25 protein-coding genes are annotated in these 26314 nt (G+C 67.8%); 13 read left to right on the forward strand and 12 right to left on the reverse strand.

Going from position 1 to position 26314, the window contains the following annotated elements:
• The first annotated feature begins 276 nt into the window (after positions 1-276).
• The 8 genes from sucC to LC039_RS05325 all read left to right on the forward strand — a co-directional run bounded on the left by sucC (position 277) and on the right by LC039_RS05325 (position 10176).
• The gene (gene sucC / locus LC039_RS05290; protein ID WP_226622016.1) at positions 277-1470 is read left to right on the forward strand and encodes an ADP-forming succinate--CoA ligase subunit beta; all 1194 of its coding nucleotides are present in this window, start codon (positions 277-279) and stop codon (positions 1468-1470) included.
• Between the two features lie 79 nt (positions 1471-1549).
• Complete coding sequence (gene sucD / locus LC039_RS05295) at positions 1550-2434, forward strand: succinate--CoA ligase subunit alpha (RefSeq protein WP_095880431.1); 885 nt, start codon at positions 1550-1552, stop codon at positions 2432-2434.
• 145 nt (positions 2435-2579) lie between these two features.
• A complete protein-coding gene (locus LC039_RS05300; RefSeq protein ID WP_226622017.1) occupies positions 2580-5549 on the forward strand; it encodes a 2-oxoglutarate dehydrogenase E1 component in 2970 nt (989 codons plus the stop codon).
• A 4-nt stretch (positions 5550-5553) separates the two neighbouring features.
• Positions 5554-7074 carry a 2-oxoglutarate dehydrogenase complex dihydrolipoyllysine-residue succinyltransferase gene (odhB, locus tag LC039_RS05305; protein ID WP_226622018.1) on the forward strand — a complete coding sequence of 507 codons (1521 nt, stop codon included), beginning with the start codon at positions 5554-5556 and terminating at the stop codon, positions 7072-7074.
• A gap of 106 nt (positions 7075-7180) precedes the next feature.
• Entirely contained in the window at positions 7181-7414 is a 234-nt protein-coding gene (locus tag LC039_RS05310; RefSeq protein WP_226622019.1) for a hypothetical protein, read from the forward strand.
• Positions 7411-7803 (forward strand): MAPEG family protein, encoded by a 393-nt coding sequence (locus LC039_RS05315; protein ID WP_226622020.1) that lies wholly within the window; start codon positions 7411-7413, stop codon positions 7801-7803. Before LC039_RS05310 ends, LC039_RS05315 begins: the two co-directional genes overlap by 4 nt.
• Positions 7804-7960: 157 nt before the next feature.
• Positions 7961-9355, forward strand: a complete 1395-nt coding sequence (lpdA, locus tag LC039_RS05320) for a dihydrolipoyl dehydrogenase (RefSeq protein ID WP_226622021.1) — start codon at positions 7961-7963, stop codon at positions 9353-9355.
• 161 nt (positions 9356-9516) lie between these two features.
• Positions 9517-10176, forward strand: coding sequence for an SDR family oxidoreductase (locus LC039_RS05325; protein WP_226622022.1), 660 nt, complete (start codon positions 9517-9519; stop codon positions 10174-10176).
• Positions 10177-10432: 256 nt separating this feature from the next.
• Here LC039_RS05325 and LC039_RS05330 read toward each other — a convergent pair whose 3' ends face one another.
• The 5 genes from LC039_RS05330 to LC039_RS05350 form a co-directional block, all read right to left on the reverse strand.
• A complete protein-coding gene (locus LC039_RS05330) occupies positions 10433-11308 on the reverse strand; it encodes an intradiol ring-cleavage dioxygenase (protein ID WP_226622023.1) in 876 nt (291 codons plus the stop codon).
• A 94-nt stretch (positions 11309-11402) separates the two neighbouring features.
• Entirely contained in the window at positions 11403-12008 is a 606-nt protein-coding gene (locus LC039_RS05335; protein ID WP_226622024.1) for a pyridoxamine 5'-phosphate oxidase family protein, read from the reverse strand.
• Entirely contained in the window at positions 11995-12732 is a 738-nt protein-coding gene (locus tag LC039_RS05340) for a lysophospholipid acyltransferase family protein (RefSeq protein ID WP_226622379.1), read from the reverse strand. Before LC039_RS05340 ends, LC039_RS05335 begins: the two co-directional genes overlap by 14 nt.
• Positions 12732-13631, reverse strand: a complete 900-nt coding sequence (locus LC039_RS05345; RefSeq protein WP_264179444.1) for a cell division protein FtsX — start codon at positions 13629-13631, stop codon at positions 12732-12734. The genes LC039_RS05340 and LC039_RS05345 overlap by 1 nt, the downstream gene beginning before the upstream one ends.
• 2 nt (positions 13632-13633) lie before the next feature.
• Positions 13634-14311, reverse strand: a complete 678-nt coding sequence (locus LC039_RS05350) for a cell division ATP-binding protein FtsE (RefSeq protein WP_226622026.1) — start codon at positions 14309-14311, stop codon at positions 13634-13636.
• A 159-nt stretch (positions 14312-14470) separates the two neighbouring features.
• Here LC039_RS05350 and LC039_RS05355 point away from each other — a divergent pair, with 159 nt between their 5' ends.
• Positions 14471-15364: a zinc-ribbon domain-containing protein gene (locus LC039_RS05355; RefSeq protein ID WP_226622027.1), complete on the forward strand. Its 894-nt coding sequence runs from the start codon at positions 14471-14473 to the stop codon at positions 15362-15364.
• 86 nt (positions 15365-15450) lie between these two features.
• Here LC039_RS05355 and LC039_RS05360 read toward each other — a convergent pair whose 3' ends face one another.
• From LC039_RS05360 to LC039_RS05370, 3 genes are all read right to left on the reverse strand, one after another.
• Positions 15451-16716 carry an ABC transporter permease gene (locus LC039_RS05360; RefSeq protein WP_226622028.1) on the reverse strand — a complete coding sequence of 422 codons (1266 nt, stop codon included), beginning with the start codon at positions 16714-16716 and terminating at the stop codon, positions 15451-15453.
• The gene (locus tag LC039_RS05365; protein ID WP_226622029.1) at positions 16716-17528 is read right to left on the reverse strand and encodes an ABC transporter ATP-binding protein; all 813 of its coding nucleotides are present in this window, start codon (positions 17526-17528) and stop codon (positions 16716-16718) included. Before LC039_RS05365 ends, LC039_RS05360 begins: the two co-directional genes overlap by 1 nt.
• Before the next feature lie 125 nt (positions 17529-17653).
• Positions 17654-18646 carry an ABC transporter substrate-binding protein gene (locus LC039_RS05370; protein ID WP_226622030.1) on the reverse strand — a complete coding sequence of 331 codons (993 nt, stop codon included), beginning with the start codon at positions 18644-18646 and terminating at the stop codon, positions 17654-17656.
• Positions 18647-19019: 373 nt separating this feature from the next.
• Here LC039_RS05370 and LC039_RS05375 point away from each other — a divergent pair, with 373 nt between their 5' ends.
• Positions 19020-20417 carry an aspartate aminotransferase family protein gene (locus LC039_RS05375; RefSeq protein ID WP_226622031.1) on the forward strand — a complete coding sequence of 466 codons (1398 nt, stop codon included), beginning with the start codon at positions 19020-19022 and terminating at the stop codon, positions 20415-20417.
• 1 nt (position 20418) lies between these two features.
• A complete protein-coding gene (locus LC039_RS05380) occupies positions 20419-21117 on the forward strand; it encodes a GNAT family N-acetyltransferase (RefSeq protein ID WP_226622032.1) in 699 nt (232 codons plus the stop codon).
• A 66-nt stretch (positions 21118-21183) separates the two neighbouring features.
• Here LC039_RS05380 and LC039_RS05385 read toward each other — a convergent pair whose 3' ends face one another.
• Both LC039_RS05385 and LC039_RS05390 read right to left on the reverse strand, forming a co-directional pair.
• Positions 21184-21471 (reverse strand): HU family DNA-binding protein, encoded by a 288-nt coding sequence (locus tag LC039_RS05385; protein WP_066101901.1) that lies wholly within the window; start codon positions 21469-21471, stop codon positions 21184-21186.
• A 132-nt stretch (positions 21472-21603) separates the two neighbouring features.
• On the reverse strand, positions 21604-23088 hold the full coding sequence (locus LC039_RS05390; RefSeq protein ID WP_226622033.1) for an AMP nucleosidase: 1485 nt from the start codon (positions 23086-23088) through the stop codon (positions 21604-21606).
• Between the two features lie 128 nt (positions 23089-23216).
• Between LC039_RS05390 and LC039_RS05395 the strand changes: the two genes are divergently transcribed.
• Complete coding sequence (locus tag LC039_RS05395) at positions 23217-24194, forward strand: DNA topoisomerase IB (RefSeq protein WP_226622034.1); 978 nt, start codon at positions 23217-23219, stop codon at positions 24192-24194.
• 3 nt (positions 24195-24197) lie between these two features.
• On the opposite strand, the gene LC039_RS05400 is transcribed toward LC039_RS05395, so the two are convergent.
• On the reverse strand, positions 24198-24662 hold the full coding sequence (locus LC039_RS05400; RefSeq protein WP_226622035.1) for a lytic transglycosylase domain-containing protein: 465 nt from the start codon (positions 24660-24662) through the stop codon (positions 24198-24200).
• 158 nt (positions 24663-24820) lie between these two features.
• Here LC039_RS05400 and LC039_RS05405 point away from each other — a divergent pair, with 158 nt between their 5' ends.
• Positions 24821-25675 carry an SDR family oxidoreductase gene (locus tag LC039_RS05405; protein WP_226622036.1) on the forward strand — a complete coding sequence of 285 codons (855 nt, stop codon included), beginning with the start codon at positions 24821-24823 and terminating at the stop codon, positions 25673-25675.
• Between the two features lie 169 nt (positions 25676-25844).
• Here LC039_RS05405 and queF read toward each other — a convergent pair whose 3' ends face one another.
• Positions 25845-26309: a preQ(1) synthase gene (gene queF / locus LC039_RS05410; protein ID WP_226622037.1), complete on the reverse strand. Its 465-nt coding sequence runs from the start codon at positions 26307-26309 to the stop codon at positions 25845-25847.
• Positions 26310-26314 lie beyond the last annotated feature (5 nt).

Consider the following 26314-nt stretch of genomic DNA (forward strand, 5'->3'; position numbering starts at 1 on the left):
CACGAGACTTCGGGCCCCGGCAGCGAAAGCGCCGGGGCCCTTGCTTTTCGGGTATTCCATTTCTGCCTGCCGCCACGGCAGCCTGCTGATTCTTTCGCCGTGGTGCGCTAACGGAATCCGACCCGCAGCAATTTTGTGATCACGCTTTTTCAGCGCGTGATCACAACGGGCAGAAAATCTCGCAAATCTTCGCCGAAAGCCAAAAATCCCTTCGCGCGGCGGGATCGGGGGGCGTATACCCACCCCGAAATCGCAGCAAGACGGGAAGAGTCTTCCATGAACATCCATGAATATCAGGCGAAAGCGCTCCTGCGCGAATACGGCTGCCCGGTTTCGGACGGCCGCGTCGTGCTCAGCGCCAACGAAGCCAAGTCCGCTGCCGGCGAGCTCGACGGCCCGCTCTGGGTCGTCAAGGCGCAGATCCACGCAGGTGGTCGCGGCAAGGGCACGTTCAAGGAAGCCGAAGCTGGCGAGAAGGGCGGCGTCCGTCTGGCCAAGTCGGTGGAAGAGGCGGCTGAGGAAGCCAAGAAGATGCTCGGCAAGACGCTGGTGACCCACCAGACCGGCCCCGCCGGCAAGCAGGTCAACCGCATCTACATCGAGGACGGCTCGGACATCGAGCGCGAACTCTACCTCGCCCTGCTGGTCGACCGCGTGACCTCGCGCGTGTCCTTCGTCTGCTCCACCGAGGGCGGCATGGACATCGAGGAAGTCGCAGCCTCGACCCCCGAGAAGATCCTGTCGTTCTCCGTCGACCCGGCCACCGGCTACCAGCCGTTCCACGGCCGCCGCGTCGCCTTCGCCCTCGGCCTCGAAGGCCCGGCGATGAAGCAGTGCGTGAAGCTGATGGGTCAGCTCTACAAGGCCTTCATCGAGAAGGACATGGAGATGCTGGAGATCAACCCGCTGATCCTCATGCCCGGCGGCAACCTCAAGGTGCTCGACGCGAAGCTCGGCTTCGACGGCAACGCCATGTACCGCCAGCCCGACATCGCCAACCTGCGCGACGAGACCGAGGAAGACGCCAAGGAACTCGAAGCGTCGAAGTACGACCTCAACTACATCGCGCTCGATGGTGAGATCGGCTGCATGGTGAACGGCGCGGGCCTCGCCATGGCGACCATGGACATCATCAAGCTCTACGGCGCAGAGCCGGCCAACTTCCTCGACGTGGGTGGCGGCGCGACCAAGGAGAAGGTGACCGAGGCGTTCAAGATCATCACCTCGGACGACAACGTCAAAGGCATCCTGGTCAACATCTTCGGCGGCATCATGCGCTGCGACGTGATCGCCGAGGGCGTCATCGCCGCGGTGAAGGAAGTGGGCCTGCAGGTTCCGCTCGTCGTCCGCCTCGAAGGCACCAACGTTGAGCTCGGCAAGAAGATCATCAACGAGTCCGGCCTGGACGTGATCGCTGCCGACAACCTCTCCGACGGCGCCGAGAAGATCGTGAAAGCGGTCAAGGGCTGATGCGTCTGGGGGCGCCGCGGCGCTCCCTCCCCGGAATTCAGGCTGCGCCCGCCGCAGCGACAATCAGGAGAACGCCACAATGGCAGTCCTCGTTAACGAAAACACCAAAGTCATCTGTCAGGGCCTGACCGGCTCGCAGGGCACCTTCCACACCGAGCAGGCCATCGCCTACGGCACCAAGATGGTCGGCGGCGTGACCCCCGGCAAAGGCGGCCAAGAGCACCTCGGCCTGCCCGTGTTCAACTCGGTGCACGAAGCCAAGCACGTGACCGAAGCCAATGCCTCGGTGATCTACGTGCCGCCGCCCTTCGCCGCGGACTCGATCCTCGAAGCCATCGATGCCGAGATCGAACTGATCATCTGCATCACCGAGGGCATCCCCGTCCTCGACATGATGAAGGTGAAGCGCGCACTGGTCGACAGCAAGTCGCGCCTGATCGGCCCGAACTGCCCGGGTGTCATCACCCCCGACGCCTGCAAGATCGGCATCATGCCCGGCCACATCCACAAGCGTGGCTCGGTCGGCGTGGTCTCGCGCTCCGGCACCCTGACCTACGAAGCCGTGAAGCAGACCACCGACATGGGCCTCGGCCAGTCGTCGGCCGTCGGCATCGGCGGCGACCCGATCAAGGGCACCGAGCACATCGACGTGCTGGACATGTTCCTCGACGATCCGGAAACCCAGTCGATCATCATGATCGGTGAGATCGGTGGCTCCGCGGAAGAGGAAGCAGCCGAGTTCCTCGCCGAGCAGAAGAAAAAGGGCCGCTGGAAGCCGACCGCCGGTTTCATCGCGGGCCGCACCGCCCCTCCGGGACGCCGCATGGGCCACGCCGGCGCGATCGTCGCCGGTGGCAAGGGCGACGCCGAGTCCAAGATCGAGGCGATGAAATCCGCCGGTATCGTGGTCGCGGACAGCCCGGCGACGCTTGGTGAAGCTGTCATGAAAGCCATCAAGGGCTAAATAGCACTCAGCGGGGCGGCACCGCCCGCCCCGCACCCCCTTCAAGGGTTCCGGCCCGTCGACACTCCGGAGCATCATGACGGGGGCCTTTACCGAAGGCCCCCCTCCTGCTGCTTCAACGATCGGTCAGAAAGGAATGCGCGCGATGACGGATCAAGGCTCGAATGACCAGTTCCACGCCCTCAGCTTCATGCAGGGCGCGAACGCGGAATATCTCGAACAGATGTACGCCCGCTACGCGAACGACCCCTCCGCGGTGGACGAGGCGTGGAACGAATTCTTCAAACAGCTCGGCGACGATGAGACCAGCGTGAAGGCCGAGGCGCAGGGCGCCTCCTGGGAGCGCGCCGACTGGCCGCCGACCCCGAACGACGACCTGACCGCCGCGATCACCGGCGAGTGGCCGCTGATGCCCGTGGCCGAGACCAAGGGCGCCGGCAAGAAGATCGCCGCCAAGGCCGCCGAAAAGGGCGTGTCGGTCACCGACGACCAGATCAAGCGGGCCGTGCTCGACTCGATCCGCGCGCTGATGATCATCCGGGCGCACCGTATCCGCGGCCACCTCGCCGCCGATCTCGACCCGCTGGGCCTGCACGGCCGCGACCCGCACCCCGAGCTCGACCCCAAGGCCTACGGCTTCACCGACGCCGACATGGACCGCCCGATCTTCATCGACAACGTGCTCGGCCTGCAGGTCGCCTCGCTGCGCGAGATCATGGGCGTGCTCAAGCGCACCTACTGCGGCACCTTCGCGCTGCAGTACATGCACATCTCGGACCCCGAGCAATCCGCCTGGCTCAAGGAGCGCATCGAGGGCTACGGCAAGGAAGTGAAGTTCACCCGCGAGGGCCGCAAGGCGATCCTCAACAAGATGGTGGAAGCCGAGGGCTTCGAGAAGTTCCTGCACGTCAAGTACATGGGCACGAAGCGGTTCGGCCTCGACGGCGGTGAGTCGCTGATCCCCGCGATGGAGCAGATCATCAAGCGCGGCGGCAATCTCGGCATCAAAGAGATCGTCTTCGGCATGCCGCACCGCGGCCGCCTGTCGGTGCTCGCCAACGTGCTGCAGAAGCCCTATCGCGCGATCTTCAACGAATTCCAGGGCGGCTCGTTCAAGCCCGAGGACGTGGATGGCTCCGGCGACGTGAAATACCACCTCGGCGCCTCCTCGGACCGCGAGTTCGACGGCAACAAGGTGCACCTGTCGCTGACCGCCAACCCCTCGCACCTCGAGGCGGTGAACCCGGTGGTTCTGGGCAAGGTCCGCGCCAAGCAGGACCAACTCGGCGACACCGAGCGCACCCAGGTTCTGCCCGTGCTACTGCACGGCGACGCGGCCTTCGCCGGCCAGGGCGTCGTGGCCGAATGCTTCGCGCTTTCGGGCCTGCGCGGCCACCGCACCGGCGGCACGATCCACATCGTGGTGAACAACCAGATCGGCTTCACCACCGCGCCGCACTTCTCGCGCTCCTCGCCCTACCCCACCGACAACGCGCTGGTGGTCGAGGCCCCGATCTTCCACGTCAACGGTGACGACCCCGAGGCGGTGGTGCACGCCGCCAAGGTGGCGATCGAGTTCCGCCAGAAGTTCGGCAAGGACGTGGTCATCGACATGTTCTGCTACCGCCGGTTCGGTCACAACGAGGGCGACGAGCCCATGTTCACCAACCCGATCATGTACAAGAAGATCAAGCAGCAGAAGACCACGCTGACCCTTTACACCGATCGCCTGGTCAAGGACGGTCTCATCCCCGAGGGCGAGATCGAGGACATGAAGGCCGCCTTCCAGGCGCATCTCAACGAGGAATTCGAGGCCGGCAAGACCTACAAGCCGAACAAGGCCGACTGGCTCGACGGCCGCTGGTCGCACCTCGACGCGCAGAAGGAAGGCAACTACCAGCGCGGCGAGACGGCGATCGCCCCCGAAACCATGGCCGACATCGGCAAGGGGCTGACCTCCGTCCCCGAGGGCTTCCCGCTGCACAAGACCGTGGGCCGCTTCCTCGATGCGCGCTCGAAGATGTTCGAGAGCGGCGCCGGCTTCGACTGGGCGACCGGCGAGGCAATGGCCTTCGGCTCGTTGCTGACCGAGGGCTACCCGGTACGCCTCGCGGGCCAGGACTCGACCCGCGGCACCTTCTCGCAGCGCCACTCGGGCCTGATCAACCAGGACAACGAAGAGCGCTACTACCCGCTCAACAACATCCGTGAGGGCCAGGCCCGCTACGAGGTGATCGACTCGGCGCTGTCGGAATACGCGGTCTCGGGCTTCGAATACGGCTACTCGCTGGCCGAGCCCAACGCGCTCGTCCTCTGGGAAGCGCAGTTCGGCGACTTCGCCAACGGCGCGCAGATCATGTTCGACCAGTTCATCTCGTCGGGCGAGAGCAAGTGGCTGCGCATGTCCGGCCTGGTCTGCCTGCTGCCGCACGGCTTCGAGGGCCAAGGCCCCGAGCACAGCTCGGCGCGCCTCGAGCGGTTCCTGCAGATGTGCGGTCAGGACAACTGGATCGTGGCCAACGTCACGACCCCGGCGAACTACTTCCACATCCTGCGCCGCCAGCTGCACCGCAGCTACCGCAAGCCGCTGATCATGATGACGCCGAAGTCGCTTCTGCGTCACAAGCTGGCGGTCTCCGAGGCGAAGGACTTCACCACCGGCTCCTCGTTCCACCGCGTCCTCTGGGACAGCGCGGAATCCGGCGAGAGCAGCACCAAGCTGGTGGCCGACGACAAGATCAAGCGCGTCGTGATGTGCTCGGGCAAGGTCTACTACGACCTGCTCGAAGAGCGCGACGCCCGCGGCATCGACGATGTCTACCTGCTGCGGATCGAGCAGTTCTACCCCTTCCCGGCGATCTCGCTGGTCAAGGAGCTGGAACGCTTCAAGGGTGCCGAGATGGTCTGGTGCCAGGAAGAGCCCAAGAACCAGGGCGCCTGGACCTTCATCGAGCCCAATATCGAATGGGTGCTTGGCCGGATCGACGCCACGCACAAGCGGCCGGTCTACGTCGGCCGCGCCACCTCGGCCTCGCCCGCCACGGGTCTGGCCAGCCAGCACAAGGCACAGCAAGAGGCGCTTGTGAACGAAGCGCTGACCATCGAAGGGAAATGAAGCGATGACGACCGAAGTGCGCGTCCCCACGCTGGGCGAATCCGTGACCGAAGCCACGGTGGCCACCTGGTTCAAGAAGCCCGGTGACTCCGTCGCCGTGGACGAGATGCTCTGCGAGCTCGAGACCGACAAGGTGACCGTCGAGGTTCCCTCCCCGGTCGCCGGTGTTCTTGCCGACATCGTGGCCAAGGAAGGCGACACCGTGGGCGTCGACGCCCTGCTCGCCAATGTCGCCCCCGCGGGCGAAGCCGGCTCCGAGGCGGTCGAGGCACGTCCCTCGGCCAAATCCGAAGCGGCCCCCGCCTCCTCGGGCGGTGAAGAGGTCAAGGTGATGGTCCCCACGCTGGGCGAATCCGTCTCCGAAGCCACTGTCGCCACCTGGTTCAAGAAGGTCGGTGACAGCGTCGCCGCCGACGAGATGCTCTGCGAGCTCGAAACCGACAAGGTCTCGGTCGAGGTGCCCGCGCCCGCCGCAGGCACGCTGACCGCGATCCTCGCCGAGGAAGGCGCCACCGTTCAGGCCGGCGGCCAGCTCGCCGTGCTCGGCGGCGCATCGGGAGCCGCGGCCCCCGCCGCAGAGGCGCCGACGCAATACGACACGCCGCCCGCCGGCGACGCCAATGGTTCCAAGGACATCGAGGACGCCCCGGCGGCCAAGAAAGCGATGGCCGAAGCCGGCATCAGCCGCGACCAGGTTCAGGGCTCGGGCAAGGACGGTCGCGTCATGAAGCATGACGTCTCCGCCGCGCTCTCCGCCGCCAAGTCGGCCCCGGCCGCAGCGGCCCCCGCCGCCGCGCCGCGCGCCCCCGTCGCCGCCGAGGACGCCGCCCGCGAAGAGCGCGTCAAGATGACCCGCCTGCGCCAGACCATCGCGCGCCGCCTGAAGGACGCGCAGAACACCGCGGCCATGCTGACCACCTACAACGAGGTGGACATGACCGAGGTGATGGCGCTGCGCTCGCAGTACAAGGATCTCTTCGAGAAGAAGCACGGCGCCCGTCTGGGCTTCATGTCCTTCTTCACCAAGGCCTGCTGCCACGCGCTGAAGGAAGTCCCCGAGGTCAACGCCGAGATCGACGGCACCGACGTGGTCTACAAGAACTTCGTGCACATGGGCATCGCCGCCGGCACGCCGCAGGGCCTCGTGGTTCCGGTGCTGCGTGACGTCGACCAGAAGTCCTTTGCCGAGATCGAGCTGGAGATCGCCGAGAAGGGCAAGCGCGCCCGTGACGGCAAGCTGTCGATGGCAGAGATGCAGGGCGGCACCTTCACCATCTCCAACGGTGGTGTCTACGGCTCGCTGATGTCCTCGCCGATCCTGAACCCCCCGCAGTCAGGCATCCTCGGCATGCACAAGATTCAGGACCGTCCGATGGCGATCAACGGCAAGGTGGAAATCCGCCCGATGATGTATCTGGCGCTCAGCTACGACCACCGCATCGTCGATGGCAAGGGCGCCGTGACCTTCCTGGTCCGCGTCAAGGAAGCCCTCGAGGATCCGCGCCGCCTGCTGATGGATCTCTGATCCCCGGCCCGGGGTGCCGCGCTGCGCCCCGCCCCAAGACATTGCCCCGCCCGATCCGCCGGGCGGGGCCCCACAGAGCCCCGCGTGATCCCGAAGGGAGAACCAGATGAGCCAGCAGCTTCTGCTCCGTTACGACAGTTTCGATGCCGGGCGCTTCGACGCCGAGGCCGAGACCCGCGCCAACGCCGGGCTCACCCTGCTGCAGCTCTGGACCGAAGGCAGCGCCGCCCATTGGGCGCTCTTCACCGTCAACGACCCCGAGAAGGCGCAGAACTGGCTCGCCCAGGAAGCCTCGCTCGGCCACGGCCCCTCCGCGTCCCACATGCTGAGCACTGCATGACGCCGGAACTGCTTGCCCTGACCCTCGCGACCCTGCTGCAGATGGTCCAGATGGCGCTCTACTCGGTGCTGGCGCAACGCCAGGTCGGGCGACGCTATGCCGCCTCGCCGCGCGACGAGGGCCGCGAGCTGACCGGCCTTGCCGGTCGCGCCCAGCGGGCGATGAACAACCACTTCGAGGGGCTGCTGCTCTTCGCCATCGCGGTGACGGTCGTCACCTACACCGACACGGCCGACAGCGGCACGGCGTTTTTCGCGCTGCTCTATCTCGTGACCCGGGTCGCCTATGTGCCCGCCTATCTCTTCGGCTGGGCCCCCTGGCGCTCGCTGATCTGGTTCATCGGCTTTCTGGCGACCGCCGCCCTGCTGATCCTGGCGCTCCTGCCATGACGCTTCGTCTGGACACAAATATCCCGGGGAAGTCCACCGCAGGTGGACGGGGGCAAAGCCCCCTGACCGCGGCGCCCCGCCCGCTTCCGAACACGCAGGGGGTGTGCACGGATTGCGCATGCGCCCTGCCCCCAGAAATACCCGATAGGAGACCCCAATGGCACAATACGACGTCATCGTGATCGGCGCCGGCCCCGGCGGCTATGTCGCCGCCATCCGCTGCGCCCAGCTCGGCCTGAAAACCGCCTGCGTCGAGGGCCGCGAAACCCTCGGCGGCACCTGCCTCAACGTGGGCTGCATCCCCTCGAAGGCGCTGCTGCACGCGTCGCACCAGCTGCACGAGGCAGAGCACAACTTTGCCAAGATGGGCCTCAAGGGCGCCGCGCCGAAGGTCGACTGGAAGCAGATGCTCGCCTACAAGGACGACGTCATCGGCCAGAACACCAAGGGCATCGAGTTCCTGTTCAAGAAGAACAAGGTCGACTGGCTCAAGGGCTGGGGCGCGATCCCCGAGGCCGGCAAGGTGAAGGTCGGTGACGAGGTGCACGAGGCGAAGAACATCATCATCGCCACCGGCTCCGTGCCCGCCTCCGTGCCGGGCGCCGAGGTCGAGGTCGACGAGAAGATCGTCGTTACCTCCACCGGCGCGCTGGAGCTCGGCAAGATCCCCAAGAAGATGGTCGTCATCGGCGCCGGCGTGATCGGCCTCGAGATGGGCTCGGTCTACTCCCGCCTCGGCACCGAGGTTGAGGTGATCGAATTCCTCGACGCCATCACCCCCGGCATGGACGCCGAGGTGCAGAAGACCTTCCAGCGCATGCTGTCCAAGCAGGGCCTGAAGTTCACCATGGGCGCGGCCGTCTCCAAGGTCGAGACCAAGGGCGGCAAGGCCACGGTCAGCTACAAGCTGCGCAAGGACGACAGCGAACACAGCACCGACGCCGACGTGGTGCTCTGCGCCACCGGCCGCGCGCCCTACACCGACGGGCTCGGCCTCGAGGCACTCGGCGTGAAGCTGACCAAGCGCGGCCAGATCGAGACCGACGGCCACTGGCAGACCGCGGTGAAGGGCGTCTACGCCATCGGCGACGCCATCGAGGGCCCGATGCTCGCGCACAAGGCCGAAGACGAGGGCATGGCCTGCGCCGAGGTCATCGCCGGCAAGGCGGGCCACGTGAACTACGAGGTCATCCCCGGCGTGATCTACACCCACCCCGAGGTCGCCACGGTCGGCAAGACCGAGCAGCAGCTCAAGGAAGAGGGTCGCGCCTACAAGGTCGGCAAGTTCTCCTTCATGGGCAATGGCCGCGCCAAGGCCGTGTTTGCGGGCGAGGGCTTCGTGAAGCTGATCGTCGACAAGGAAACCGACCGCGTGCTCGGCTGCCACATCATCGGCCCGTCGGCCGGCGACCTGATCCACGAGATCTGCGTGGCCATGGAATTCGGCGCCTCCGCCGAGGATGTCGCGCTGACCTGCCACGCCCACCCGACCTTCTCGGAAGCGGTGCGCGAGGCGGCGCTGGCCTGCGGCGACGGTGCGATCCACGCCTGATCCGTTTCGGGACACAAGCTACACAAGACCCCCGGCGCATCGCTCCGGGGGTCTTTTCTTTGGCCGCTCCGCATGTGTCGCACCGCAATGCGCAGGAAGCGGATCGCCTGCACGCCAGCCTGCGCCGAGACTGTCCCTGCAGATCGCAAGGAGACAGGACCATGCTGACGGGAAAGACGATCATCGTGACCGGCGCGAGCAGCGGCATCGGCGCGGCCGCCGCCCGGTTGCTTGCCGGAGCCGGGGCAAACGTGGTGCTGGGCGCCCGGCGGGAGGCCCGGCTCGACGCGCTTGCGCAGAAGCGGTTCGGCGGGCTCGACGGCGCCTTCAACAATGCCGGCACCACCGGCGCGCTCGGCCCCGTCACCGAGATGAGCGAGGAGACCTGGCGCGAGGTGTTCGAGGTCAACCTGAGCAGCGCCTTCCACGCTGTGCGGTATCAGATCCCCGCCCTGCGCGCCTCGGGAGGCGGCGCCCTCGTCTTCACCTCCTCCTTCGTCGGCCACACCATCGGCCTGCCCGGCATGGCCGCCTACGCCGCCGCCAAGGCCGGGCTCATCGGGCTGACGCAGGTGCTCGCTGTGGAACACGGGGCCGAGAACATCCGCGTCAACGCGCTGCTGCCCGGCGGCACGATGACCGAGATGGCCGGGACCGATCCGGAGTTCCACGCACACGTGCGAAACATGCACGCCCTGAAGCGCATGGCCGCCCCCGAAGAGATCGCCCGCGCGGCGCTCTTCCTGCTGTCCGACCAGTCGTCCTTCGTCACCGGCAGCGCCGTGCTGGCGGATGGCGGCAACTCGATCCTCAAGATGTGAACCGCGGCCGCCCCTCGCCAGAGCGGAACCGCCCGGCGCTCCCGGCGCTGGCCGAGGCTTTCCATGCGCGAGGCCCGAGGCGGCAGAAGAGCCACGTCCAGAAGAACTCCGGCGCGAAAAGGCCCGAGACCCGCGCCGTGCGGGTCGAGAAGCGGCGTCCGAAGACCTTCGCGGGCAAAGGGGCACTGGACCGCTGAACGGAAACGGGCCGGTCCGCCCGGACCGGCCCCGCCAAGAGCCTTCGAAGGCTCGCGCCTTACTCCGTCGCCGTGCGCCCGGGAATGAAGACCTCGGCGGCGACACCCTCCTGCGGGCCGCCCATGCCGTCCGGCGGCGGGCCGTCCGGGCGTTCGCCCGAGGTCGGCGGACCACCGGCAGGGCCGCCCGCGCCCATGCCGCTCTCGCTCGAGGTCGCCTCGGGGTCGATGCCCACCACCAGCGCCGCATCGTAGTAGTCGTATTGCTCGCGGATCGCCGCGTAGGCGCCCTCGCCGGCCTGCTTGGCGATGCCGTCGTTGCTGTTCATCGTGTCGCGCTCGGCGCCGCTGCGGTCGTTGTAGGGCGCCACCGACTGGAAGAGGTACTGGCTCAGCGCGTCGGGGAAGAAGATCTGGCTGGTCAGCACGGTGCGCTCGTCGAGGAAGACCTTGTAGTGCACGTGGGTCGTCCGGCCCCGGTACCAGCCGGGGTAGATGCTGCGGAATTCGGCCACCCCGTCCGCGCCGGTCATCTGCGTGCCGCGCAGGAAGCTCTGCTCCGAGGTATCATTGGTGCCGTCGCTGCCCTGCGTGGCATAGCCCGAATAGTTGCCGACGGCATCACAGTGCCAGACGTCCACCCGCGCGCCCTCGACCGGGGTGCAATCGGCGGTCACCACCTGCAGCCGCAGGCGCATGGGCACGCCCTCGCGGTCCTCGGTGATGTCGGCGCGGACCAACTGCTCGTCGAGATAGTAGGGCCCTTCGGTCACCTCGGGCATGACCATGCAGACGTTGGGGCTGATCAGACCTGCGGCCTGCGCCTGCGCCCGCGCGGTGCCCGAGAAGGAGCCGATCCCGGCCACGGCGATGGGAGAGACCGCAAGCCCGGTGAGCAGCGCCCGGCGGCTGGGGCGCTCGATGAAATCAGACATGCTCGAAATCCTTTGCGTCTTGTCCGTGTTGGACGTTCAACGCACGGCTTCCGAGGCTCCGTCGGACGTTTGCGATCACGAAACCGTCAGAAGCTCACCACAGGCTCTTCGCGGCACGCCCGGGCCATTCGCGGTCGTAGGCGTCCCCGTCCGTGGCCCCCTGCGTGGCCTCCGCGAGGAACTGGCCGATGCTCGGCAAGCCTGCGCTCTCGTCGCCCGAGACCCAGGTCCCGGCGCGCAGCAGCGCGCGGGCGCATTGCGTGTAGACCTCGGCAATCTCGATGATCAGAACGGTCGCGGGCAGCTTGCCCTGTTTCTCGAACCGTCCCCGCAGCGCCTCGTCATCGGTGAGCCAGCCGGTCCCGTTCACCCGCACCACGTTGTTGCTGCCGGGCACGAAGAACATCAGCGACACCCGCCCGTCCTCGACCACGTTGCGCAGCGAGTCGAGCCGGTTGTTGCCGCGCCAGTCCGGCATTGCCAGCGTGCCCGGATCGAGCTCCAGCACGACGGGGCCATCATCGCCGCGCGGCGAGGCATCGGTGCCGGCCGGGCCCACGGTGCTCAGCACGCAGAGCTTCGAGGCCGCGATCCAGCTGCGATACAGCGGCGTCATGCGCCGCACCACCTTCTCCAGCGATGCCCCGGCGGCCGTGCCGTAGAGCGCCTCCAGCGCGTCTATGCTGTCAATCTTCCGCATGGAACCCGGCCTCCGCCATCAGGCGGTTCGAGGCCGCCTCAACATCCGCTTCGATCTTCGCGAGGAAGATCTTGCTCGGCATGCCGGGCTCGATCACCGGCAGGAATTCGATCACCGCCGTGCCCGGCTTGCGGTAGATGCCGCGCTTGGGCCAGAAGACCCCGACGTTGGTGGCCACCGGCACGCAGGGCTCGCCGCTCTGGCTGTAGAGGATCGCCGTACCGACCTTGTAGGGCAGCTTTTCGCCCGGCGGCACGCGCGTGCCCTGCGGGTAGATGATCAGCTGGCCGGGATGCTCCTCGGCGCTCTTCTTCACGTCGGCCACCATCTTCGAGATCGCCGCCCCGCGCTTGCCGCGGTTCACCGGGACGCAGCCGATGCGGGTGGCGTATTGCCCGAGAACCGGGGTGAAGAGCAGCTCGCGCTTCATGATGAACTTGCCTGCCGGCACCGCGCCGAAAAGCAGAATGATGTCGAAGAAGCTCTGGTGCTTGGCGGCGATGAGCAGCTCGCCCGAGGGCACCTCGCCGCGGATCTCGCTCTTCAGACCGACCATCCAGGCCGCCGTCCAGCGCACCCAGCGGCACCAGATTCGGGCTCCCATGCGCGCGCCCCGATCCGAGAACAGCGCCCAGGGAAAGAACAGCAGCCCGACCACCGCCATCGCCAGGTAGATTTGCCCGACGAAGATAAGCGAGCGGGTCCATTGCAGCGCGTATCGCATCATCTCAAATCTCCTAGCACCCGCCGCGCCGCGATCGCCGTGGCGGCAAAGGCCACCGCCGCGGTCAGCAGCGGCACCAGCAGCGGGAAGACCCAGTGCCAGCCGACAAACGCCAGACCGGTCAGGAAGCCCGCGGTCTCCTCCGCCGAGGGCAGCAACAGCAGCGCGCCCGACCCTGCCGCCGCGCCGAGCGCCGCGCCGCCGAGAGCGCGCAGGGTGAAGCGCCGCACGAAGGCGCGGGCGATTAAGCCGTCGGTGGCGCCCACCAGCCGCAGCACCGCGATCACCTGCGCATTGGCCGCCAGCGCCGCGTTGGCCGCCAGGGTCACCATCGCCGCCACGGCGCCGGCGATCAGCAGGATCGACACCGCGCCCAGCAACCGCAGCTTGCCCGCCGCCGCCACCAGCGGGCGCCGCCAGCGGGTGTGATCGTCGAGCACCGCGCCGGGCACCTCGGCCTGCAGCCGCAGTCGCAGCCCGGCCGGGTCGAAGCCCTCGCCCTGCTCGATGATCTCGATCAGCTGCGGCACCGGCAGATCCGCCAGCGGCAGGTCCGGGCCGAACCAGGGCTCGAGCAGCGCCTGCTGCTCCTCTTCGGAAAGCGCCCGCGCCGAGGCCACGCCCGGCGTCTGTTGCAGCAGCCGCAGCGCCGCATCGGTTTGCTGCGCCTGCTGCCCGGCGGGGGCGGAGATGCGCAGCGTCGAAGCCCGCGCCAGCTCCTCGCCCCAGCTCGTGGCGAGCCGCCCGGCGGCCAGCGACAGCGCCAGCGCGAAGACCGCGAGAAAGGCCATGGCCCCGGCGGCGAAAAGCGTGAGCGAGGCGGTGAAGCCGGTCGGCGGCACCACGCGGTCGGCGCCGGTGTCCGAGCCGGTGAAGGCGCCGAGGGAGTCGCGGATCAATCTCACAGGTCCGCCCCCGCCGCCTGCAGCTTGCGGTTCGAGATGCGCAGCACCCGCGCCTGCACCTGGGTCTTGGCCGAGCGGATGAGGCCGAGGTCATGCGTCGCGATGAGGATCGTCTTGCCCATGCGGTTGAGCTCGACCAGCAGCCGCAGCAGCCGCTGCGACATCTCCCAGTCGACGTTGCCGGTGGGCTCGTCGGCAAGGATCACCTCGGGCGACATGATCACCGCACGGGCCAGCGCCGCGCGCTGCCGCTCGCCGCCCGAAAGCTCCGGCGGCAGGGCATCGGCGCGGCTCTTGAGCCCGACCCAGGTCATCAGCTCGAGGAGGTTCTGCTCGAGGTCGCCGCCGCCCTCGCCCGCCACGGTGAGCGGCAGGGCGACGTTCTCGGCGACCGAGAGGTGGTCGAGGAACTGGCAGTCCTGGTGCACCACGCCGATGCGGCGGCGGCTGAGGGCGATGGCGTCGCGGTCCATGCGCCGCACGTCCTCGCCGAACAGCCGCGCGTGGCCGGCGGTCGGCACCAGCGCGCCGTAGCAGAGCTTCAGCAGCGTCGTCTTGCCGGCGCCCGAGGGCCCGGTCAGGAAGTGGAAGGACCCCGGAGCCAGTCGCAGCGTGAGCCCGCTCAGCAACTCTCCGCCGCCGTAGCTGTAGGCCACATTATCCAGTTCGATCACGCCTGCGCGCCCCCGGTAAAAACGTTGCCCTGTTGTGCCCGAGCCGCGGCGCAGTTGCAATCCGCCCCCCGGCCCGAAAATTGGCTTTCCCGCTCGATCCCGGCAACCTATTGTCTCCAAAGGGATGGTGGCGAAAACAGATGGAAAGCTAGGGACAAGATGCGGCTGATTTGCCCCAATTGCGGCGCGCAATACGAGGTGCCTGTCGACGCGATCCCCGCGGGCGGGCGCGACGTGCAATGCTCGAGCTGCGGCCACACCTGGTTTCAGCTGCACCCCGACGATGCGCCCCTGCCGCTGGGCACGGCGCAAGAGGCGCCCCGCGACGCCGCCGAGACGGAAGATCTCTGGGAAGAGATGGACGAAGGCGCCTTTGACGCGCCCGATCCGGCCCCCGAGCCGCAGCCGCCCGCCGGACCCGACACCGCCGAGGTCGAGGATGACCCCGCGCCCGAGCCGGTTCCCGTGCCGCGCCGCCCGGTCCGCGCCCGCGGGCTCGATCCGTCGGTGGCCGAGGTGCTGCGCCAGGAGGCCGAGCGCGAGGCCCGCCGACGCACCGATCCCGAGCCGCTCGAGAGCCAGCCCGACCTCGGTCTGTCGGAACCTTCCGAGGAAGACCCTGCCCACCGGGCACGGGTCGCGCGCGAGCACATGGCGCGCATCCGCGGCGACGCCCCGCTGACCGAGGATGCCGAACCCGCCCCAGAGCCGGCACCGGCCCCCGACCCCGCCGTGGCGCCCTCGCGCCGCGACCTGCTGCCGGACATCGAGGAGATCAACCAGACCCTGCGCGTCGCCCCCGAGCCGCGCCGCATGGAGACCCCGCAGGGCCGCGCGCTCTCGGCCGAGGAAGACGAGGCGCAGGGCAGCAGCTTTGCGCGCGGCTTCGGCGTGGTGCTGATCCTCGCGGCGCTGGCGGTGCTGCTCTACGCGCTGGCCCCGGCGATCTCCGCCGCCGTGCCGGCGCTGGCGCCGCTGCTCGATCCCTATGTGGCAACGGTGGACGGCATGCGCCTCTGGCTCGACGCGCAGCTCGGCGCGCTTCTGGGCTGACGCCCCGCCCCTTCGTCTAGACAGAAATATTTTAGGTCAAACCGAGGAGGCAGACAGCCCCCTCGGCTTCGCCTCTCCGCCGACGCTCAGCCGCGCCCCTTCCAGGGCACCAGCTTGCGCTCGGCGAGCCGCATCAGCATGTCGATGCCGAAGCCGATCACCCCGATCAGGATGATCCCCATGATCACGATGTCGGTGAGCTGGAACTTCGAGGCGACCATGATCATCATGCCCGCGCCCTTCTCGGCGGCGACAAGCTCGGCGGCCACGACGGTGCCCCAGCAGACGCCCATGGCGACCCGCGCGCCGGTGAAGATGTCGGGCAGCGAGTTGGGAATGATCACGTGGCGCAGGATCTGCACCTTCGAGGCGCCCAGAGAATAAGCCGCGTGGACCTTGGAGATCTTCACCCCCGACACGCCGGAGCGCGCCGCGATCGCCATGATCCAGAGCGCGGCGAGGAACAGCAGGATGATCTTGCCGGTCTCGCCGATGCCCGCCCAGATGATCACCAGCGGAATGAGCGCCAGCGGCGGCACCGGACGCATGAACTCGACAATGGGATCGAACCAGCCGCGGAACCAGTCCGACAGGCCCATGGCGTAGCCCAGCGGGATGCCGATCAGCGCGCCGAAGAAGAAGCCGGCGATGACCCGGAAGAGCGACCAGCCGAGGTGCTCCCAGAGCGTGCTGTCGCGGTAGCCGTCGCGGGAAATCTCCACCAGCCGCGCAAGCACCGCCTCGGGCGCGGGCAGCCAGATCGGCTCCATCTGCCAGCCCTTGGCGGGCTCGAAGTTGAGCGTGCCCTTGGGCGACATGCCGACACGGCCATAGTCGGTCATCACCTCGCCGCCGGGCGCGATGGGCGTGCCGTTGACGGCCACGATGGTGTGGCCCTGGTCGCGGCCGTACTCGTCGTTCTTGTCCACGCGCACCAGCCCCGAGCGCCAGGCCCCGACGCTGGCGGCATCGTTCTTCGCCCAGCCCTCGCCGGGATCGACCTGCGGATCCTCGGTCTCCTCGCCCACCGGGAAGACGCGCACGGTGACCGTGGCGTCATCCGGCGCCACGCCCTCGGCCTCGGCGGTATAGGTGAAGCTGGCATCGCCGACGAAGGGCCCCGGCGCGTGCAGGAACTTCGGCACCCAGGTCGAGCCGGTGAAGGCGCCCCAGAGCAGGAAGATGGTCAGGATCGACACCACGCTGGCGATGCGGCTCGGGCGCACCGCGCTCTCGTCGCCGAAGGTGACGGTCTTGCGGGCGGTGAAATCGTTCAGCGCGCGGTGCACCAGCAGCTTCACCAGCAGCCAGCTCACCACGAAGATGGCGATGTAGAGGGCAAAGACGATCATCACGCGCCTCCTGCCGCTTCGCTGCGGCCCATGATCTCTTCCTCCATGTCCCAGATCATCCCGAGGATCTCCTCGCGCGTCGTCGCGAAGTCGGGATGCTTTTTAACCGCGCGCAGGTCCTGCCCGGCGCCGAGGTCGGCAAACGGCAGGCGGTACTCGCGGTGGATGCGGCCCGGGCGCGGCGCCATGACCAGCAGCCGCTCGCCCAGAAGCAGCGCTTCCTCGACCGAGTGGGTGATCAGGATGATGGTCTTGCCGGTCTCCTTCCAGAGCTTCAGCACGAGGCTCTGCATCTTCTCGCGGGTGAGCGCGTCGAGCGCCCCCAGCGGCTCGTCCATGAGGATCACGTCGGGATCGTTGGCAAGGCAGCGGGCCAGAGCCACGCGCTGCTGCATGCCGCCCGAGAGCTCGTAGACCGCCTTTTCCTTGAAGTCGCGCAGGCCGACCACTTCGAGCAGGTGGTCGACGGTTGCGCCGTAGTCACGCTCGCGCTGTCCGGCCATGCGCGGGCCGAAGCTGACGTTGTCGCGCACGTTCATCCATTCGAAGAGCGCGCCCTGCTGGAACACCATGCCGCGCTCGGCGGCGGGACCGCGCACCTCGTGGCCGTTGAGGATGATCTTGCCCTCGGTCGGCGCGAGGAAGCCCGCGACGATGTTCAGTAGCGTGGTCTTGCCGCAGCCCGACGGCCCGAGCACCGAGAGCAACTCGCCCTGCGCGAGGTCCAGCGAGACGTCCTTCAGCGCCTGCACCGAGCCGCCGTTGGGCAGGTCGAAGCGCATCGACAGGTTCTGGATGGATAGTCCGCTCATGGTCCGCCTTTCGCGGCGTGTCGCCGCGGTTCGGGGGTTCACCCCCCTCTGTCGTTCTGTTTGATCGTTCGAAGCAAGAGCCCCGGCGGCAGCCCCCCACCGCCGGGACGCAGGGCCGCATGGCCTTACATCGAGCCTGCCGAGGAGAGCGGCCCGGTGTTGATGTGATCGGCGTAGCTGTCGAGCGCGGCGTCGATCGAGCCGGCCTCGACGAAGACATCCGCCACGCCCTTCATGAACTCCGCCGCGGCGCTTCCGAGCCACTTGTCGGAAAGCTGGGTCTCGGCGTCGGGGAAGACGAAGGTGGCCAGCGTTTCGGCGGTGGCCTCTTCATCCATGCCCGCGTCCTTGGCGATCACCGGCAGCATCTCGGAATGGTTCGCCTCGTCGGCCCACATGGCGTTGGCCTCGGCGGTCACTTTCAGGAAGGAGGCCACCAGGTCGGAGTTCTCGGCCACCCAGGAGGCCGGGCCGGAGGTCACGTCGAAGACCAGAATGCCCAGATCTTCCTTCTCGGCGCCGGTTAGCAGCACGTTGCCATGCTCGAGCATGCGGCGCAGCGAGCCGCCCCAGCCGCAGGCCATGTCGACCGCACCCTGCGCGATGGCCGCCGCGCCATCCGGCGGCGCCATGTCGACGATCTCGAGGCTGTCGAGCGGCACGCCGAAGTGGTCCATCTGCTTGAGGAAGCCGTAGTGCGCTGCGGTGCCCAGCGGCACGGCGACTTTCTTGCCTTCAAGCTCGTCGGCGCTGTCCTTGTCGATCTCCAGCTCCGAGCGCACCACGCAGTTGTCGTTGTCGGCGTAGCTCACCGCCACGTCGAGCGCCTGCAGGTCCTGCCCGGCAGAGACGGCGACCACGAAGGGCGGCACGCCCTGGCTGACCGACAGCTGCACATCGCCCGAGGCCATCGCCGCCGACATGGCGGTGCCGGTGTCGAAGCTCACCCAGTTGATGTCGACGCCCATCTCCTCCTCGTAGGTGCCCATCGCCTTGGCGTATTCGAACGGCATCGGCCACTCGAGGAAATAGCCGACGGTGATTTCCTCCGCGCTCGCGGCCCCGGCCAGCAGCGCCACGGCGCCAGCAGCACCGAGCAGGCTCTTCTTGATCGTCATCTCGTCTCTCCCGTTATGCTGCCCCGTCATGGTCCGCGGGGCTTGTGCCAGGCCGGGACCTTCGGGCACCCGGCTCGCGAGTGATCCGACCGGAAAAGATGCGCTCAATCAATGGGCAATGCCCGCAGATGCAGCAGATACGTTGGGGGCAGTGGGGTCACCTGCCCAATCACCGGGCACCGCAATGCGAGAAATATCACGTCATTCGGGGCGACTTCCGTACTCTGGCCCCGGTCCGCGCGAAACTGGACTTATATCAAACGTAAATCTGGCGCTAAGACTTCCCCGCGCTTCTGGCACATGTGCTAGCATCCCGCATCGCGGAGTCATGCTTTCGCGCCCGCAGCGGCGCTCGGATTTCAGGAGAGCTTCCATGGACGGCACCCTCACCCAGAACGACCTCAGCCATGTCGTCGAAGCCGACAAGGCCCACGTCTGGCACCACCTCGTGCAGCACAAGCAGTTCGAGACCTCGGACCCCAAGATCATCGTCGAGGGCAAGGGCATGCGCGTCTGGGACCAGACCGGACGCGAGCAGCTCGACGCCGTGTCGGGCGCGGTCTGGACGGTCAACGTCGGCTACGGCCGCAAGAGCATCGTCGACGCGATCTCCGAGCAGTTGATGAAGCTGAACTACTACGCCGGTGCCGCGGGCTCGATCCCCGGTGCGCTCTTCGCCGAGAAGCTGATCACCAAGATGCCGGGCATGAGCCGCGTCTACTACTGCAACTCCGGCTCCGAGGCGAACGAGAAAGCCTTCAAGATGGTCCGGCAGATCGCGCACAAGCGCTACGGCGGCAAGAAGCACAAGATCCTCTACCGCGAGCGCGATTATCACGGCACCACCATCGCGGCCCTGTCGGCTGGCGGTCAGGAAGAGCGCAACGCGCAGTACGGCCCCTTCGCGCCGGGCTTCGTGTCGGTGCCGCATTGCCTTGAATACCGCGCTGGCGACCAAGGCTGGGGCGATCTGTCGGGCGAGGCCTACGGCCAGCGCGCCGCCGATGCCATCGAAGAGGTGATCCTGCGCGAGGGCCCCGACACCGTCGGTGCGCTCTGCCTAGAGCCGGTGACCGCGGGCGGCGGCGTGATCGTGCCCCCGGCGGGCTACTGGCAGCGGGTGCAGGAGATTTGCCGCAAGTACGACATCCTGCTGCACATCGACGAGGTGGTCTGCGGCGTCGGGCGCACCGGCACCTGGTTCGGCTACCAGCACTACGGCGTCGAGCCCGACTTCGTGACCATGGCCAAGGGCGTCGCCTCGGGCTATGCCGCCATCGCCTGCTGCGTGACCAACGAGCGCGTCTTCGACCTGTTCAAGGACGACGCCGCGGACCCGATGAACTACTTCCGCGACATCTCGACCTTCGGCGGCTGCACCGCCGGCCCCGCCGCGGCGCTGGAGAACATGCGCATCATCGAGGACGAGAACCTGCTCGAGAACACCACTGCAATGGGTGAGTACATGCTCGGCCAACTCGAGGCGCTGAAGGACAAGCACGCGGTCGTCGGCGAGGCGCGCGGCAAGGGCCTGTTCCTTGGCGCCGAGCTGGTGACCGACCGCGCCACCCGCGAGCCGATGGACGAGAAGCGCACTGCCGCCGTCGTGGCCGAGGTGAACAAGCGCGGCGTCATCATCGGTATGACCAACCGCTCGATCCCCGGCTACAACAACACGCTGTGCTTCGCCCCGGCGCTGATCGCCACCAAGGACGACATCGACCAGATCGTCGAGGCCGTGGACGGCGCGCTCGGGACGGTCTTCGGCTGAGATGACCGACCATCGCACGAACGAACACGGGCAGCCCATCGGGCTGCCCGTCGACGGTACCTTCCCCCGCCCCTTCCCCCCGCATGAGCCCATGCAGGGCCGCCGCATCAACCTCGCGCCGACCCGGTCCGAGCACGCGGCGCCGCTGTTCGACGCCTTCCTGAAGGACGAGAGCGGTCGCAACTGGACCTACCTGCTGCGCGAGCCTGTGCGGGACCTGAAAGCTGCACAGGCCTGGATCGACGACTGCGCCGCAAGCACCGATCCGCAGTTCTACACGCTCTGCACGCCCGATGGCACGCCGGTGGGAATCGCTTCGCACCTACGGATCGACCCGAAAAACGGCGTGATCGAGGTCGGACATATCCACTTCAGCCCCCTGCTGCAGCGCAGCCCGGCCGCCACCGAAGCCATGTACCTGATGATGAAGCGCGCCTTCGACGCGCTCGGCTACCGCCGCTACGAGTGGAAATGCGACGCGCTGAACGGCCCCTCGCGCCGGGCGGCGGAGCGGCTCGGCTTCACCTACGAGGGCACCTTCCGGCAGGCCGTGGTCAGCAAGGGCCGCAACCGAGACACGGCGTGGTTCTCTATCCTCGACAGCGAATGGCCGACGCTGAAGGCCCGGCTCGAAGCCTGGCTCGATCCCGCGAACTTCGACGCCCAAGGGCAGCAGATCGCCCGGCTTCAAGATCTCTAAATACCTGTAAAACAATAAAAAAGGGCCGCGAAACCGCGGCCCTGATGCTCAGTCGAGCAGGAAAGATCAGCCGTTCACGCTGTCCTTCAGCGCCTTCGCAATGGTCATCTTGACCACCTTGTCGGCCTCTTTCTTGAACTGCTCGCCGGTGGCGGGGTTGCGCACCATGCGCTCGGGACGCTCGCGGCAATAGATTTTGCCAACGCCCGGCAGGGTCACGGCGCCGCCGTCTGCGACTTCCTTGGTGATGATGCCGGTGATCGCTTCCAGAGCGGTCGACGCGGTCTTCTTGTCTGCGCCCATCTCTTCTGCCAGTGCGGCCACGAGTTGGGTTTTGGTCATCGGCTTCGCCATTTCATGGTCTCCTTGAACTGCCCGAGTACTTGGGCCCCATTGAGGTCACTTAACTCTATGTAGAGTCGAAACACAACGAATAGTGGCTTTTTGCAAGAGAAATCTACGCGTATTGCGCTGCGAACCGCCGATTCACAGGAAGGCTGTTTCGTCGAAGCTACGCAATTTCCGGCTATGGATCCGTTCGAGGGGCATCGTGCGGAGATGTTCCATGGCTCTTATCCCGATCATCAGGTGGCGCGCCACCTGTGTCTTGTAGAAATCCGACGCCATTCCGGGCAGTTTCAGCTCGCCATGCAGCGGCTTGTCGCTGACGCAGAGCAAGGTGCCGTAGGGCACCCGGAAGCGGAAGCCGTTGGCGGCGATGGTCGCGCTCTCCATGTCCAGCGCCACGGCGCGGCACTGGCTGAGCCGCTGCACCGGGCCGCGCTGGTCGCGCAGTTCCCAGTTGCGGTTGTCGACCGAGGCGACGGTGCCCGTACGCATGACCCGCTTGAGGTCATAGCCGGAAAGCTGCGTCTCTTCCTCGACCGCGTCTTCCAGCGCCACCTGGATCTCGGCCAGCGCCGGGATCGGCACCCAGACCGGCAGGTCGTCGTCGAGCACCTTGTCCTCGCGCAGGTAGGCGTGGGCCAGCACGAAGTCCCCAAGGCTCTGGGAGTTGCGCAGCCCGGCGCAGTGCCCGACCATCAGCCAGGCATGCGGGCGCAGCACGGCGATGTGGTCCGTGGCGGTCTTGGCGTTCGACGGGCCGACGCCGATATTGACCAGCGTGATGCCCGAGCCGTCCTTGCGCTTGAGGTGGTAGGTCGGCATCTGCGGCATCTTGGCGGTCAGCGGGATCTCGGTCGCGGCGTCGGTGATCTCGACGTTCCCGGTCGACACGAAGGCGGTGTAGCCGCTCTCCGGATCGGCGAGCTGCTTGCGGGCGTAGGCCTCGAACTCGCTGACGTAGAACTGGTAGTTGGTGAACAGCACGTGGTTCTGGAAATGCCCCGGGTCGGTGGCGGTATAGTGCGCCAGCCGGGCGAGCGAGTAGTCCACCCGCTGTGCGGTGAAGGGCGCCAGCGGCTCGGCGCCGTCGGGGGCGGGCCGCGCAACGCCGTTGACGATGTCGTCATTGGTGATGGTCAGGTCCGGCACGTCGAAAACGTCGCGCAGGATGAAGCTGCCCGCCCCTTCCTGCGGCACGGTCAGCTCGGGGTAGTTGGCCACGGCGAAATGCACCGGCATCGGCGTGTCCGACAGGCCGACCTGCACCTTCACCCCGTGGTTCTCGATCAGCAGCCCGATCTGCTGCTTCAGGTAGTGCCGGAACAGGTCCGGCCGGGTGATCGAGGTGGCATGGGTGCCGGGCGCCGAGACGTGGCCGAAGCTCAGGCGGCTGTCCACCTTCGCAAAGCTGGTCGTGGTGATGCGAACCTCGGGGTAGAAGGCGCGGTAACGCACGCCCGGGTGCCCTTCGGCCATGGACGACAGGAACCGCTCCTTGAGGAACTCCGCCGCCTGGTCGTACAGCACGCAGAGCCGGTCCACCGCCGCCTCGGCGGTGTCGAAGAGCTCCGGACCGGGGGCCTCGGGAGAAACGATCTGCAATTTCGCCTGCATGTCCTGCATCTGCGGCTCCTTCCGCTATTTTGCCGGCGAGCGTGGCAGGAAGACGTGACGGGTTCAAGACGTCCCGATCACCCGCCACCCGCGTTTGTCCATGCGGAACCCGGTCGGCACGCGCGGCGTTCGCAGGCATGACCCAGCGCCCCGACCTCGTCTACTATCCCGACAGCCGCCCCGGCATCCTGCGGCGGCGCTGCGGCCACGGCTTCAGCTACATCGCCCCCGACGGCACCCGCATCGACGCCGCCGAGGAGCGGGCGCGGATCAAGGCGCTGGCGGTACCCCCGGCCTACGAGCAGGTGTGGATCTGCCCGCGTGCCAATGGCCACCTGCAGGCCACCGGGCGCGATGCCCGCGACCGCAAGCAATACCGCTACCACCCGGAATGGACGACATTTCGGTCAGAGCGGAAATACGGGCATCTCGCCGAGTTCGGCGCCGCCCTGCCCGGCTTGCGCCGCAGCATCCTGCGGCAATTGCGCGACCGCGATCCGGGAGAGAAGGACTTCGCCCTCGCCGCCACGCTCGCCCTGCTCGATCGCGCCGGGCTGCGCGTCGGAAATGCCGATTACGCGGCGGAGAACGGCAGCTACGGCGCGACCACACTGCGCGGCACGCACCTGCGGCTCGACGGTGGCACGCTGCACCTGCGCTTTCCCGGTAAGGGCGGCAAGCGCGTGCACAAGCGGCTGAAAGACCGCACGCTCGAGCGCGCGCTGACCGCCCTGGACGACCTGCCGGGCAAGGAGCTGATCGCCTGGCTCGACGAAGACGGCACACCGCATGTGCTGCGCTCGGAGGAGATCAACCGCTGGCTCGCCGAGCGCACCGGCTGCCCCGCGCTGACCGCCAAGACCTTCCGCACCTGGAACGGCAGCGTCGCGGCGCTGGAGGCGGCCACGCGCAGCGAAAGGATCAGCATCAAGGCAATGGCCGAGGCCGCCGCCGCGCGGCTGGCGAACACACCGACGGTGGCGCGCAACTCCTACATCCATCCCGAGGTGATCGCGCTCGCCGGAAAGGGCCTGCCCACGGTGCTCGAGACCGCGCCCGAGCGCCCGGGGCTGCGCCGCGCCGAGGCGCAGCTTCTCGCCCTCCTGGAGCGCTGAAGCTCAGCCGCGCAGCCCGGTCTCGACCAGCATGCCGCGGCGCTTGGCCTCGTAGTAGTAGCCGCGGGCGTACCAACCGATCGCCGCATCCGGGTTGCCGTTCGACAGCAGCCAGGCCCCGCGCAGGTATTTCACCCCGTATTCCAGATTGGTGTCGGCATCGAGCAGGTCGCGCGGCTGGCCCTGGAAGCCCATGGTCCGCGCCGTGGCCGGAAGGATCTGCAGCAGGCCGTAATAGGGTCCGTTGCGCGCCTCGGGCGTGTGGGTGCTCTCGCGGATCGCAAGCCTGTGGACCAGCCGCCGAGGCACCTCGTAGTGGTCGGACCAGCGGTTGATCGACGCGCGCAGCTCGGGGGTCTCGTTGGGATAGAGCGGCGGGTCGAAGCGCGTCACCTCCACGTCCTCCTGCTGCGCGGCGCAGGCGGCCAGCGGCAGAAGGACAAGCGACAGGCAGGCGCGCCGGGTCATTTCCGTCTTTCGGGACATTCCGAATTCCAAGTAGCCTCTGATGGGCTTTCATACTCCGGCTTTGCGCCCCGGCCTATCCTGCTCAATGGCATATCGGCAAGATGGCGCCTGTCCGGCGGGGCTTGTCAAAACGCCGGTCGCGCCCCAGTTTGCCGGCCATGACACGCACGCTGCTCACCCTCGGCCACGGCTATTCCGCCGCCGCCCTCGCCCGCCGGCTGCTCCCGCGGGGATGGCGCATCCTCGGCACCCACCGAGACCCCGCGAGGGCGCCCGACCTTGTGGCCCAGGGCGTGGAACCGGTGCTCTGGCAGCGCGCGCCGCTCGAAGCGGCGCTGGCGCAGGCCAGCCACGTGCTGGTCTCGGCGGGGCCGCGCGACGGCGGCGATCCCGCTTTGGCAGAGATCGGTCCCGCCATCGCCGCGCGCGCTCCGGAACTCGACTGGGTTGGATACCTCTCGACCACGGGCGTCTACGGCGATCACGGCGGCGGCTGGGTGGGCGAAGACACGCCGCTGCAGCCCAGCACGCCGCGCGGCGCGGCGCGCAAGGCGGCCGAAGAAGCCTGGCAGGCGATCCCCGGCCTGCCGCTGCACATCTTCCGTCTCGCCGGCATCTACGGGCCCGGCCGCGGCCCCTTCGAGAAGGTCCGCCAGGGCACGGCGCGGCGCATCGTGAAACCCGGGCAGGTGTTCAGCCGCATCCACGTGGATGACATCGCGCAGGTGCTCGAGGCGTCGATCCGCCAGCCGCGCCCCGGCGCCATCTACAACCTGTGCGACGACGACCCGGCCCCGCCCGAGGACGTGCTGCTGCACGCGGCCGAGCTTCTGGACCTGCCCGCCCCGCCCGAGGTCGCCTTCGACGCGGCCGAGATGAGCCCCATGGCGCGCAGCTTCTACGCCGAGAACAAGCGGGTGCGGAACGATCGCATCAAGCACGAGCTGGGCATCAAACTGCTCTACCCCGACTACCGCGCGGGCCTCGCCGCACTGCTCGCCGAGGGAGGCTGAACCCCGCCCTTTCGCCTAGGTCGAAATATCCCGGGGGAGGCCGCGCCCCGCGCGGCCGGGGGCAGAGCCCCCTTCTTCCCTTTAGCGCAATTGTGTCGCCCGGGGGCGGAGCTCCTTTCTCACATAAAGCGCGGCTACCGCGCGGGGCAGCCCCCTCGAACGCGCGCGCTCAACCGCGCCCACGGTAGGGCGGCACGCCCTGATCGGGGATCCACACGCCCTCGGGCATCGGTCCGGTCTGGTAGAACACATCAATCGGGATGCCGCCGCGCGGGTACCAGTAGCCGCCAATGCGCAGCCATTGCGGTTCCAGAAACTCCACCAGCCGCCGGGCGATGGAGATGGTGCAGTCCTCGTGGAAGGCGCCGTGGTTGCGGAACGAGCCGAGGTAGAGCTTCAGGGCCTTGCTCTCGACCAGCCAGTCCCCCGGCACGTAATCAATGACCAGATGCGCGAAATCGGGCTGGCCGGTCATCGGGCAGAGCGAGGTGAACTCCGGCGCGGTGAAGCGCACGTTGTAGGCCACGTCGGCCTGCGGATTGGGCACCCGCTCGAGCTCGGCCTTCTCGGGCGAGGTGGGCAGCAACGTGGCGCCGCCGAGCTGCTTGAGGTTGCTGTAGATGCTGTCGGTCATTTCGG

This window comes from Alloyangia pacifica (genome assembly GCF_020524285.1).
In the GTDB taxonomy this organism is placed as follows: Bacteria; Pseudomonadota; Alphaproteobacteria; order Rhodobacterales; family Rhodobacteraceae; genus Salipiger; species Salipiger pacificus_B.